Origin of the sequence: Lacibacter sp., assembly GCF_035299325.1 — a bacterium.
GTDB lineage: Bacteria > Bacteroidota > Bacteroidia > Chitinophagales > Chitinophagaceae > Lacibacter.
In genome coordinates, this window is the sequence record NZ_DATGWT010000007.1 from 74,542 (window position 1) to 86,902 (window position 12,361).

Consider the following 12,361-nt stretch of genomic DNA (forward strand, 5'->3'; position numbering starts at 1 on the left):
AAACTGTTTATGACTGCATTATTGTTGATATTGGTTCCGTTAATTGGTGGTCTTGTTACATTTTTTGTGAAACAGGAAAGCCAGGCAAAGCTGTGGAGCTTTGTGGTATCGTTGGTTACGTTGGCAGCTATGAGTGTTAACCTGTTGATGCATGATGAAGCTGGCAGAAGCTTTACGGCAGAATGGTTACCGATGCTCGGCTCATCATTTGCCTTGCAGATGGATGGTGTAAGCACATTACTTTGTTTCTTAACTGCACTTTGTTATCCTATTATTTTTGCTTCAACTTGGAAAAGCAGTTATGCATCGCCCAATAGTTTTTATGGATTAATGTTGCTGGCACAAGCCGGCATCACCGGCGTATTTCTTGCAGCTGATGGATTGTTGTTCTACTTCTTCTGGGAGTTGGCATTGATACCTGTTTACTTCCTCTGCAGCAAGTGGGGTGGTGAAAAACGAATTGCAGTTACATTCAAATTCTTCATTTATACATTCATCGGTTCATTATTGATGCTGGTAGGTTTGTTGTATATGTACTATCAAACAGCTGACGCATCATTCTCCATGCAATCATTGTATGCAGTGAAATTATCCGGTGACCAACAATCCTGGTTGTTCTGGTTATTCTTTATTGCATTTGCGGTGAAGATGCCGGTGTTTCCTTTTCATACATGGCAGCCCGATACATACGAACAATCACCAACAGCCGTAACAATGGTGTTGAGTGCATTGATGGTGAAGATGGGTTTGTTTGCAGTGATCCGTTGGTTGTTGCCCTTGTTCCCTGATGCTGCTGTGCAATACGATAATGTTGTGATTGGTTTAAGTGTGATCGGTATGATCTACGCCAGCATTCTTGCCATGCAGCAGGATGATATTAAACGTTTGATCGCTTATTCTTCCATTGCACATATTGGTTTGATGGCTGCTGCATTGTTTGTAAACAACGAAAGTGGTTTGCAAGGTGCAATGATTCAGTTGTTCAGTCATGGTGTGAATGTGTTGGGTATGTGGATCGTCATTGAATTGATCGAACGCAGGTTCGGCACACGTAAGATGAGTGAATTGGGTGGACTGGCACAAAAAGCGCCGGGCTTAACGATTCTATTGGTGATTGTGGCATTAGCAAACGTGGCTTTGCCATTAACCAATGCATTCATTGGCGAATTCTTAATGTTCAACGGTTTGTTCAAATTCAATGTGTGGTATGCAGCAGTGGGTGGATTGAGCATTATCCTGAGTGCGATCTATACATTACGAATGATCCAGAAAGTATTCTACGGAAACGAAAATACATTAACAGCGAAAGGAGAAGATATTACATGGTTTGAAAAAGCCAGCCTTGCTGTAATTGTAGTGGCCATTTTTGTAATGGGAGTTTATCCCAAACCGGTATTTGAATTAACAACAGATACGGTAACCTTGATACTTGGTGTGTTTAAATAATTTATTCAACGAAGAACGATGAACCTGATTTTAATTTCGGCGATTTGGGGTATTGTGATGATGTTCAGCGGTTTGTTTTTAAAAGACAAATCGTCTGCTAAAACTGTTGCATTGATTGGATCGATTGCTTTACTGATTGGTAACTTTTTTGATCTCTCCGGTAAAATGATCATCAACAGCAACTTTAATGGTATGCTGCAATACGAACGCTTTGGTTTGTTGTTCTTAACTGTTCTTGTCCTTGCTCTTATCATGTACATCCTGCTCAGCGGCAAAGATGTGGAAGCTGTGGGTAATCATCCGTTCGAATATTTTGCGTTGATCTTTTTTGTCATGAGTGGTGCAGGTTTAGTAGCATTGTTCAACAACCTGCTTATTCTGTTTATCGGTATTGAGATTATTTCTATTCCGCTATACATTCTTACCGGATCCGATAAGCGAAACCTCAAGAGTAATGAAGCTGCATTGAAATATTTCCTGATGGGATCATTCTCAACTGGTATCATGCTCATGGGTATTGCGTTTCTTTATGGAGCAACAGGTTCATTCCAATTAGAGCAGTTGATCGTGGACCCGCAGGAAGATTATAAGATATTCATGTTGATCGGAATTGTAATGATCATGGTGGCGCTTGCCTTTAAGGTGTCAGCCGCTCCGTTTCATTTCTGGACGCCCGATGTGTACGATGGCGCACCAACTGTGTTCACATCATTCATGGCAACCATTGTAAAAGCGGCGGTGTTCATTGGTTTTGTTAACCTGTTTGCAAATGCATTTGGCAATAAAACCGGCAGCTGGCAAATGACCGTTGCTATTATAACTGCTCTTACGTTGTTCATTGGAAATATTACCGCTGTTTATCAGCAAAGCGTGAAGCGTATGCTGGCTTATTCAAGTATTGCACAGGCAGGCTTCATGATGTTTGCTGTATTTGCCATCAACGATATGGCGAAGCAGGGTTTGTTATTGTATGCAGCTGCTTATTGTTTTGCTACTATCGGCATCTTTGCCGTGTTGGTGAAAATGAAAGACTATACGTTCGATGGGTTCAATGGTCTTGCTAAAAAGCAACCATTGGTCGCATTGGTATTAACTGTTTGTTTGCTCTCTTTGGCCGGTATTCCTTTAACAGCCGGTTTCTTCGCTAAATATTTTGTTCTTGCAGCAGCGGTTAAAACTGGCACCTACCTGTGGTTGGTGATCTTTGCAGTTGTAATGGCAGCTGTAAGTGTGTATTATTATTTCCGTGTGATCCAGGCAATGTATTTCAAAGAAGGAGAGGGACAGGAAATGGTGATCACAACTCCTTTTAAAGCGTTATTGGTTACTGTGGCGGCTGTGGTGATCCTGTTAGGTGTTTACCCAAGCTTGCTGCTGAACTGGCTTACATTGTTCTGATCGTCCTTTTAATACAATTTTTTTAGTTGTTGATCTCTGCGGTGGTGGGTGGCAATGCCATTCATGGAAACAACTTGCAATTCCCCACAGCTTTCTTAACTTCACAAATGAATAAAGCAGGAATCAAACGGAAGCTGCTTTGTTTACATCTCAACAATGACATTCTCTGACATCTTATCATTGGCATGGCGCACCATACGTTCTAATAAATTACGTACTGGCATTACTGTCTCTATCATTGCATTCGGTATCATGGCACTTATTGGTATTATTACCGCCATTGAAGCAATGAACCAGAGTTTGTATGAGAACTTCTCTATCCTTGGTGCAAACTCATTCAGCATACGTTTCAAAGAGCGGAATATCCGTTTTGGCGGCGGGCCAAGAAGCGATCTCACCAGAACCAAGAAAGGTGGCAACAAACAACGCAACTCAAATCTCGACAGGTTTATTTCGTTTGAAGAAGCCAGGAGGTTTAAAGATCAGTTTGCATTCCCAGCCACCGTAAGTATTTCAAAATTTGCCAGTGGTAATGCAACAGTACTGTACGAAAACGAGAAAACCAATCCTAATGTAAGAGTTATTGGTGGCGATGAAAATTACTTGCTTAACAGCGGTTATACTTTAGAGTATGGCCGGGATTTTAATAAACTGGATGTAGAAACAGGGAGAAACGTAGTGATCATTGGCAGTGATCTTGTACGCAAACTTTTTAAAGGGAAAGGGTCTTACGCAATTGGTAAACTTATCCGTATTGGATCTAACCGTTACCGCATTATTGGTGTAATGAAAGAACGTGGGGCAAGTTCATTTTTATCTCTCGATAACCTGGCGTTGGTATCCTACAACAATGTGCGTCGTGTTTTTAATAGCGGCGGCAGTTACAATATTACTATAAGGGCAAATGATTTTAAACAGATGGATGCAGCTGTTGGTGAAGCAACAGGTGTATTTCGCCAGGCTCGTAAATTAAACATCAAAGAAGCAGATAATTTTTATATCGATCGAAGTGATAGTATTGTTGAAACGCTGAAGAATACACTTCGTTTTGTAAAGTATGCAGCATACATTATTGGAGCCATCACGTTGCTTGGTGCTGCCATTGGTTTAACCAATATCATGTTGGTGGCAGTGAGCGAACGCACAAGGGAAATAGGCTTGGCTAAATCAATTGGTGCAAAAGGTGCCAGCATCCGCACACAGTTTTTATGGGAAAGTATTCTTATCAGTTTACTCGGTGCTTTCTTTGGAATCGTATTAGGAATTCTTGTTGGGAATCTTGCTGCCATCTTCTTTAAAACAGGATTTATTGTTCCTTGGGGCTGGGCTGCACTAGGTGCCATCATTTGTTTCTTTACGGGATTACTTGCAGGTTTATACCCCGCCAGCAAAGCATCAAAGCTTGATCCGATTACAGCTTTACGTTACGAGTAATTTATTTATCGTATAACAAAATAAAAAGAGCCGCTTCAATTGAAGCGGCTCACTTGTTATAAGAAGTTGATAGATCTTATTTATTTTCCAATACATCAGTGATACGATCACTCAGATCCTGCAAATGCAGTTTCGTCATATTGTCTGTTGTTAAAGGAAGTGCTGCTTTAATATCGTTACGCAGTGTACGTAATGTTCCTTTCAGGATCGAATACGCATCTGTGTTTTTGATATTGAGTGATGGCGACACCTGGAAGGTAATACCAATACTTCCAAGTGAAAGAGGTGCAGCACCGCCAGGCAACAATGTGATGATACGCTCTACAAACATTTTCTGGAGATTGCGGCGATATACATCTGTTGCTTTACGATTATATACTTCGCTGAAGATTGCACGACGCAGATCATCCATTACTTCTGTTGCTTTGTAAGCATTGTTGCCAACGGCAGCTTCTGCTTCAAACAATTTGGTCATGGTTGAAGAACTGATAATGCGGTTCAGGATCGATTCCTGTCTGTTTGCAATAACAACCTGCGGGTTGATGCCTGTACGGCTGAAGATATCATTATTGATCAACCAGGTTGGTGTAGTAAACAGTTGTTGATTCAGGAAGGACATTGCATCTTTCTGTGTTGACTTTGGTGTAAACTCATACACTGCACCATTCTGATCACTCATTTTAGGTGTTTCATAAATTCCACCAATATTTTTCGCAACATGACCCATGTAGCGGCCAAACTGTGTTTGCACCTGGTTATACATTTCATCTAACCCTTCATAACTTTCATTCGGCTGCTTTGTCCAGTTGATGAGGTTAGGAACAATACGTTGAAGGTTTTTAATACCATAAGCACTTGCTTTCATGGCATCATTACCTAAGTCTTCGTTTTGTGAACGTGGATCATCAGGATTTGTTTCAGTACCAAACCAGTTGCGTTTGTTCTTTAAACGCTCAGTGGTGATTTTTTGCAATACAGGTACTTCTGCTTCTGCAGTTTTGTACTCCGGCATCCAGCGATAACCCCACTCAATAGCCCACTTGTCATAATCACCAATACGGGGAAATAATCCTGCACGTGAAATATTATCTTCCGGTTGTGCTACGTAGTTAAAACGTGCATAGTCCATAATAGATGGTGTATGTCCATTTGCTTCAACCCATGCTTTATTACGGAGACTGTCAACAGGAACTGTAGAAGAAGAACCGTAGTTATGACGAAGACCCAATGTATGACCAACTTCATGTGATGATACAAAGCGAATCAATTCGCCCATTAATGCATCATCAAATACCATTGTGCGTGAACCCGGATCAACAGCAGCTGTTTGAATAAAATACCAGTTGCGCAACAGGCTCATTACATTATGATACCAGTTGATGTGGCTCTCCAGAATTTGTCCGCTGCGTGGATCATGTACGTTAGGACCACTTGCATTGGCAACTTCACTTGGTTTGTAAACGATAGCACTGAAACGTGCATCTTCCAAACTCCATGTACTGTCTTCCTGTGGCGTTGGCGCCATCTTACCCATGATTGCATTTTTAAAACCGGCTTTTTCAAAAGCGACTTGCCAATCGTTCACACCCTGAATAAGATAGTTAACCCATTTCTTTGGTGTAGCCGGATCGATGTAATAAATGATCGGGTTTTTTGGTTCAACTAATTCGCCACGCTTGTATTTTTCAATATCCTCATCTTTTGGTTCAAGCTTCCAGCGAACAGCCATTTCAATTTCTTTTACACCTTGTGGATTTGCATCAAAATCAGTGTAGCGACGTGTAAAGAAACCAACACGTGGATCGAAGTAACGGGGTTTAGCAGGCACTTTTGGCAACAACAACATAGAGCTGTTAAGTTCCAATGTAAAGTTGCCGCTTCTGCCCTGTGCTGAAAAAGGATTTGCCTGTGCGCCTGGTGCAGCAGCACCACGGGCATAAGTCTTAACCGTTTTTACTTCAATATTGATTGGGTAAGATTTGATGGTATTGATATATGATTTATCTGCCTGTACAGCACCCAACTGCAAACTTGATTTAGATCCAGTGCTAAAAAATAATACATCATTATCACCTGCAACAAAATCAGTCATATCAATTACAGTAGAACGTGTATTGGTAACAGAGTCTCTGCCAAATGCACTTATACTGAAGGTTTGCATAATGGGTTGAATATTTGAATTCACCACTGCTTTATACATACCATTTTCATCAGTACCACGTTGGTCAAATGATACTCTTCTTAAAAACACCCTGTTGTTTGGCCCTTTTTCAAAACGGATCACATTGTTATTTACAATATCACCTGCATAGCCGGAAAAACCATTGCTTAGACCCGCAGCTGATTTTGAAATGCGTGTTACAACAAGAATTTCTCTGTTCAACAAAGAGTCGGGTAATTCAAAATACCATTTGTCATCTACCATGTGTACTTTAAACAAACCTTCATCGGTCTTGGCCTTGTCTGTTATTACCTCTTTATAAGGTTTGGGCATTGCTGCACGTTGTGCCATTGGTGGCGCACCTGTTGGTAGTTGTGTTGGAGCACCTCCTGAAGCGGGTACGGTGGGACGGTTTTGCGCCAGCCCTGCCGTTAAGCTACCTGCCAGCAGCAGCGATGCTAATGTTACATTTTTCATCATACTTTAATTGGTTTAAAAAATCGGTTGAAATTAAATGGAATGCCCGAAACCACAGATATACAAAATGGGAGTGGAAAATGTTAGGTGTGAACGGACAAATATGATAAACGGCACAATCGTTTGCTGAAATAAACTAAAAAATTAAAATGGCGGGAAGTTGGTAAAAATAAATATTTCCCTAACTTGTGCCACCCGTACAAAGGGAATGGTTTGATTTTTTGAAAAGGAAAATTTCATAGAATTGTACCACTATTTAAGAATAAAAACTTACTTAATTAAAAACCAAAAAATCAATTGTCATGGCTGAAACTAAACCAACGGCAGCAAAGGCTGCAACTTCAGGTCAAGCAAAGCAGAGCAGCAACGTTATCTCTTGGATAGCGCCAATCGTGTGTATCATTGCAGGTTATTTAATCTGGCGTTTCATCTTAGGTAACGCAAGCGGGTTTAAAGAGCCGGATACTTCAGGTGCATGGTTCTGGCCAAAACACCACACTCCAATTGGTGAAATGAACAAGATCTATGAAGGCGGTATCATCGTTCCTTTCCTGATCGGCTTGTTCTTAATGGTAATCGTATTCTCTATTGAGCGTTACCTCACTATCCGCAAAGCAATGGGTGCCGGTAATGCTACCGACTTTATCCGTAAAGTTCAGTATCACCTCGCAAACAAAAATATTGACGCTGCAATTGCAGAGTGCGATAAGCAAAAAGGTTCTGTTGGTAATGTTATGAAAGCGGGTTTGAAAAAATACCGTGAAATGACAAGTGAATCTGTAATGGATCATGAACAGAAAATTCAGGCAATTCAGAAAGAAGTGGAAGAAGCTACAGCTTTGGAATTGCCCATGCTCTCTAAAAACCTCGTATTCTTATCTACTATTACCTCGCTGGGTACATTGATCGCCTTGTTGGGTACGGTATTAGGTATGATCCGCTCATTCAGTGCCTTGGGTGCTGCAGGTGGCGGTGGTGATGCAACTGCGTTGGCGATTGGTATCTCTGAGGCCCTGTATAACACAGCCTTGGGTATCGCTACATCATCTTTTGCATTGATCATGTACAACGTGTTTACAACAAAGATCGATGGTATCACTTATGGTATCGATGAAACAAGCTTTACATTAACTCAAAGTTTTGCAACTCAGTACAAGTAATTGATTGAGTGTTTATGGATTTTTTGAATTATTGAATCTTTCATTACAAAACTGGTAAGTAAATGTCTAAACTCAATAAAATTGCCAAAAAAAGTACCTGGGTGGATATGACAGCCTTTGTGGATCTGTCGTTTCTGATCCTTACTTTCTTCATGTTGGCAACGAAATTTAAGCCGCCTGAGGTGCTTAAAATTCAAAACCCTCACTCAGTGTCATCAATAAACCAACCGGAAAAAGACGTGTTTAAGGTTTCGTTTGATAAAGATGGCAAAGTGTTTATCAGCTTCAGTCCCGATAAAGAAGGGAAGGAAAAAGCGCAGTTGACGGCAGAAGTGTTAAACCGCCAGAAAGGGTTAGGACTCACCCCTGCAGAAATTGCAAACTTTGTAAATTTTTCTGTTGGAGGTATTGGGGTTCCGGTAACACAATTAAAAAGTTTCCTGGCGCTTAACGATGCTCAGTATAAAGAATTTTCTCAACCAGGCATTCCTGTTAAAGACACGTTGAACAATCAGTTAAATGATTATTTAAACGCCTTAATTACAGGTACCGGTGGCCGCAAGCCTGAGAACGTGATGCTGAATGGAGATAATGGAACAGAGTATCCTTATTTTAAAAATGTACTGGCTGCATTTAAAAAGAATGGTATTTTTTCCTTTAAGCTCATCACTGCATTAGAAGGTGTGCCAAGCGGAACGCCTCTTTATAAAAAGCAAAGAGAAGGTAAGTAAACAATATTTTTAACTTTAATAACAAACGCTATGGGAGCAGATGTATCAGCACCGGATAGTGGGGGGCATAAGAAAGGCCCCGGGGTCAAGAAACAAACCCGTAAGGATACCAAGGTGGATATGACGCCGATGGTGGATCTGGGGTTCCTGTTAATTACCTTTTTTATCTTCACTACAACAATGAGCACGCCTAAGGCTTTTAAGCTCAATGTTCCGGACGATAGTGCTAAAGAGGAGGAACAAAATCAGGCGAAAGCGTCAGGTGCGTTTACTGTGTTGTTAGGTAAGGATAATCACATTTATTATTACGAAGGACAATTGGCCGAAGACGGATCCAATTTCAAGTCTTCTAATTTTAAAGATATCAGAGCCGAATTACTCAGGAAAAAAGCAAATACGCCTGAAAAAGATCTGGTAATTATTATTAAGCCAAACGACAATTCTGTTTATAAGAATGTGGTAGATATGCTTGACGAAATGCAGATCACTGACATTAAGCGATATGCAATTGTTGATATTTTTCCAGCTGAAGTTGAATTGATCAACGCTACTGAAGGATCCAGCCCTCCTGCTGCTCCGGCCGGTGGAAACTAGTTTATGGAAAAAAAGCAAACAAGCATCTAATTCTAAACACAACTGTTAATTATGGAAGTAAATAAAATATTAAGTGCCGATTTTCTTGATATCCTTTTCGACGAAAGGAACAAGGAATATGGGGCTTATGAACTCCGCAAAAACTACCAGAAGAGGTTAACTACCGCTTTGTTGATAACAGCTGGCGCAGCGTTGCTGATTTTCCTGATGGTAATTGTTGGTCGTAGCGTGGGTGACAGTCAAAAGAACAAAGTAAAAGTGCAGGACGTTACACTTGCGGAAATCAAACCGGAGGAGCAGCAAAAAATTGAGCCGCCTCCGCCGCCGCCTCCAAAGCAGGAGCCACCAAAAATTGAGATCACCAAGTTTACGCCTCCTAAAATTGTAGAAGACGAAAAATTTGATGAGAAGCAAGAGGTGAAAGAAGTGGAAGAAATTACCAACGTAGGTAAAATTGACCAGGAAGGTATTAAGGATCCCGAAATTGTGAATCCTCCAAAAGTGGAAGAAGAAACAAAAGTAGTGGAAGCTCCAAAAGAAGATCCCAACCAGGTATTTACCAAAGTGGAAGTTGAAGCCCAGTTCCCTGGTGGTGAAGGAAAATGGAACCAATATGTACAACGTGAAGTAGAAAAGAACATTGACGATCTCGTTGATGATGGCCAAGCCGGTACATGTGAAGTTCAGTTCATCGTGGATAAAGAAGGTAACGTAAGTAATGTGGAAGCATTATCAATGAAAGGTTCTAAATTAGCAGAAGTAGCGGTAAACGCTATCAAGCGTGGACCTAAATGGATACCAGCTATTCAAAACGGTCGCCAGGTAAAAGCATGGCGTCGTCAGAAAATTACGTTCCGTCTTCCAGACGAACAACCTTAAGACCTTTTCAAGAAGGAATATACAAGCAAGTTCCCCATCGGATTTCCGATGGGGATTTTTGTTTTCCCTCGTTATACAGTCATGGATTTTAAATTGTGCATTCATATGGATTTTATTGAGCCTTTCATCTCAATTAAAAACATGCTTATGGATGCAATTAATCAAACCAACAAAAGGTCACTCAAAATTGATTTCGCTCCAATGGTTGATCTTGGATTTCTGCTCATCACCTTCTTTATTTTTACCACTAAACTTACAGAAGCAAAAGCGTTTAAGCTCAATATGCCTGATGACGGCCCGGTGGAGATTCACACCAATACACCTGAATCAGCGACCATCACTTTACAACTGAAAGGTGACGGCATTGTTGACTACTACGAAGGGTTTGAGCAAAAGCCTTTGCAGAAAGGTACACTTGCTCTTTACGCACACAATTCTGTCCGAACTCATTTAATTGACAAACGCAACCGCATTCTTCAAAAGATTGGTACGGATTCAAACTATGTTGTTCTTATTGAGCCAACCAAAAAGACCTCCTACAAGGAAATAATTGATGTGCTCGATGAAATGAAAATTCTTGACATCAACAAATACGTTTTGCTCGACGGGAAGCAGTAAAAGTAGTGCAGCATGTCAGCAACCGTTAAATTTGCAGCATGCTCGGAAAATTATCTGGTTGGGACGATACCATTGTTGCACTTGCAACGCCAAATGGAGTAGGTGCTATTGGCGTGATCCGTTTAAGCGGACCAAAGACAATTGAAATCGTTAATCAATTGTTTCCTTCCAAGGATCTTTCAAAACAAACATCGCATACCATTCATGTTGGTTTTTTGAAAGATGGCGATAAAGTGCTGGACGAAGTGGTTGTATCGTTGTTTAAAAATCCTAAGAGTTATACAGGTGAAGATGTGATTGAAATTTCCTGTCATGGTTCTCCGTTTATCCAGGAGCAGGTGATCAATACAATTGTAAAGTATGGTGCACGTTTAGCAAAGCCCGGTGAATTTACACAACGTGCTTTTTTGAAAGGCAAACTTGATCTTACACAAGCAGAAGCAGTGGCTGATCTTATTGCCAGTAATACAGAAGCATCACAAAAAACTGCCTTGCATAACATACGTGGCGGGTTTTCAACTGTATTAAAAGAACTGAGAGAGCAACTGATCACTTTCTCCGCATTGATTGAACTCGAACTTGATTTTTCGCAGGAAGATGTGGAGTTTGCTGATCGTACGAAATTCTATGAGCTCATTCATCGCTCACAAAAAGTAACTACTGATCTGTTGCAGTCGTTTCAATTAGGGAATGTGATCAAGAACGGTGTAAGTGTAGCCATTGTTGGTAAACCCAATGCAGGTAAATCAACATTACTGAATACGCTCTTGAATGAGAATAGGGCAATTGTAAGTGAAATTGCAGGTACAACAAGAGACACCATTGAGGAAGTGATCAACATCAATGGTATTCTTTTTCGTTTGATCGATACAGCAGGTATACGCAAAAGCACCGATGCGATTGAAGTAATTGGTGTAGAAAAAAGCATGGAGAAAATGCAGCAGGCCGATCTTGTGCTTTATCTCTTTGATGTAAACACCGAATCAAAAGCTGATCTGGAAACAGCATTACTGCAAGTGCAGGAACAAAACAAAAGTTACCTGCTTATTGGTAACAAAGTGGATGTACTGGGTGAAGATGCAGCGCAACAAAAATATCCAGGTGACGGCGTTTTTTTTATTGCCGCCAAATCAAACAAACATATTGATGTATTGAAAGAGCGCCTGGTTGATAAAGTAGTGCAGGGAACTATACAAACAGAAAGCACCATTGTTACCAATGCACGGCATTATACAGCGTTGCAGGAAGTGGAAAAATCATTGAACGATATTAAAGCAGGATTAGATAATCAATTGCCCGGCGATCTGCTGGCATTGGATATTCGCAGGTGTCTTCATTTTCTTGGTGAGATAACAGGTGAGATTACCAATGAAGACCGGTTGGATTATATCTTTAGTAAGTTCTGTATCGGCAAATAAAAAAAGCGTCGCCTGGAAAAAGCAACGCCGAAACCAAAACAACTG

At 40.7% G+C, this 12,361-nt stretch carries 10 protein-coding genes; 9 read left to right on the plus strand and 1 reads right to left on the minus strand.

Going from position 1 to position 12,361, the window contains the following annotated elements; translation table 11 throughout:
• Positions 1-9 precede the first annotated feature (9 nt).
• The 3 genes from VK159_RS06250 to VK159_RS06260 all read left to right on the plus strand — a co-directional run bounded on the left by VK159_RS06250 (position 10) and on the right by VK159_RS06260 (position 4,278).
• The gene (locus VK159_RS06250; RefSeq protein ID WP_324229276.1) at positions 10-1,446 is read left to right on the plus strand and encodes an NADH-quinone oxidoreductase subunit M; all 1,437 of its coding nucleotides are present in this window, start codon (positions 10-12) and stop codon (positions 1,444-1,446) included.
• A gap of 18 nt (positions 1,447-1,464) precedes the next feature.
• Entirely contained in the window at positions 1,465-2,844 is a 1,380-nt protein-coding gene (locus tag VK159_RS06255; RefSeq protein ID WP_324229277.1) for an NADH-quinone oxidoreductase subunit N, read from the plus strand.
• Positions 2,845-3,000: 156 nt separating this feature from the next.
• Positions 3,001-4,278, plus strand: a complete 1,278-nt coding sequence (locus VK159_RS06260; RefSeq protein ID WP_324229278.1) for an ABC transporter permease — start codon at positions 3,001-3,003, stop codon at positions 4,276-4,278.
• A 76-nt stretch (positions 4,279-4,354) separates the two neighbouring features.
• Here VK159_RS06260 and VK159_RS06265 read toward each other — a convergent pair whose 3' ends face one another.
• Complete coding sequence (locus VK159_RS06265) at positions 4,355-6,919, minus strand: zinc-dependent metalloprotease (RefSeq protein WP_324229279.1); 2,565 nt, start codon at positions 6,917-6,919, stop codon at positions 4,355-4,357.
• Between the two features lie 299 nt (positions 6,920-7,218).
• Between VK159_RS06265 and VK159_RS06270 the strand changes: the two genes are divergently transcribed.
• The 6 genes from VK159_RS06270 (at position 7,219) to mnmE (ending at position 12,316) form a co-directional block, all read left to right on the plus strand.
• Positions 7,219-8,076, plus strand: coding sequence for a MotA/TolQ/ExbB proton channel family protein (locus tag VK159_RS06270; RefSeq protein WP_324229280.1), 858 nt, complete (start codon positions 7,219-7,221; stop codon positions 8,074-8,076).
• A gap of 62 nt (positions 8,077-8,138) precedes the next feature.
• Positions 8,139-8,807, plus strand: a complete 669-nt coding sequence (locus VK159_RS06275) for a biopolymer transporter ExbD (RefSeq protein ID WP_324229281.1) — start codon at positions 8,139-8,141, stop codon at positions 8,805-8,807.
• 30 nt (positions 8,808-8,837) lie between these two features.
• Complete coding sequence (locus VK159_RS06280; protein ID WP_324229282.1) at positions 8,838-9,401, plus strand: biopolymer transporter ExbD; 564 nt, start codon at positions 8,838-8,840, stop codon at positions 9,399-9,401.
• Positions 9,402-9,452: 51 nt separating this feature from the next.
• Positions 9,453-10,280 (plus strand): energy transducer TonB, encoded by an 828-nt coding sequence (locus VK159_RS06285; protein WP_324229283.1) that lies wholly within the window; start codon positions 9,453-9,455, stop codon positions 10,278-10,280.
• Between the two features lie 147 nt (positions 10,281-10,427).
• A complete protein-coding gene (locus tag VK159_RS06290) occupies positions 10,428-10,898 on the plus strand; it encodes a biopolymer transporter ExbD (RefSeq protein ID WP_324229284.1) in 471 nt (156 codons plus the stop codon).
• 38 nt (positions 10,899-10,936) lie between these two features.
• Complete coding sequence (mnmE, locus tag VK159_RS06295) at positions 10,937-12,316, plus strand: tRNA uridine-5-carboxymethylaminomethyl(34) synthesis GTPase MnmE (RefSeq protein WP_324229285.1); 1,380 nt, start codon at positions 10,937-10,939, stop codon at positions 12,314-12,316.
• Positions 12,317-12,361 lie beyond the last annotated feature (45 nt).

Bases quoted from the DNA above. Each gene is read 5' to 3' on its own strand.
- VK159_RS06275 (WP_324229281.1), top strand. From the start codon at position 8,139: ATGTCTAAACTCAATAAAATTGCCAAAAAAAGTACCTGGGTGGATATG.
- VK159_RS06285 (WP_324229283.1), top strand. From the start codon at position 9,453: ATGGAAGTAAATAAAATATTAAGTGCCGATTTTCTTGATATCCTTTTC.
- VK159_RS06290 (WP_324229284.1), top strand. From the start codon at position 10,428: ATGGATGCAATTAATCAAACCAACAAAAGGTCACTCAAAATTGATTTC.
- mnmE (WP_324229285.1), top strand. From the start codon at position 10,937: ATGCTCGGAAAATTATCTGGTTGGGACGATACCATTGTTGCACTTGCA.
- VK159_RS06250 (WP_324229276.1), top strand. From the start codon at position 10: ATGACTGCATTATTGTTGATATTGGTTCCGTTAATTGGTGGTCTTGTT.
- VK159_RS06265 (WP_324229279.1), bottom strand. From the start codon at position 6,919: ATGATGAAAAATGTAACATTAGCATCGCTGCTGCTGGCAGGTAGCTTA.
- VK159_RS06255 (WP_324229277.1), top strand. From the start codon at position 1,465: ATGAACCTGATTTTAATTTCGGCGATTTGGGGTATTGTGATGATGTTC.
- VK159_RS06280 (WP_324229282.1), top strand. From the start codon at position 8,838: ATGGGAGCAGATGTATCAGCACCGGATAGTGGGGGGCATAAGAAAGGC.
- VK159_RS06260 (WP_324229278.1), top strand. From the start codon at position 3,001: ATGACATTCTCTGACATCTTATCATTGGCATGGCGCACCATACGTTCT.
- VK159_RS06270 (WP_324229280.1), top strand. From the start codon at position 7,219: ATGGCTGAAACTAAACCAACGGCAGCAAAGGCTGCAACTTCAGGTCAA.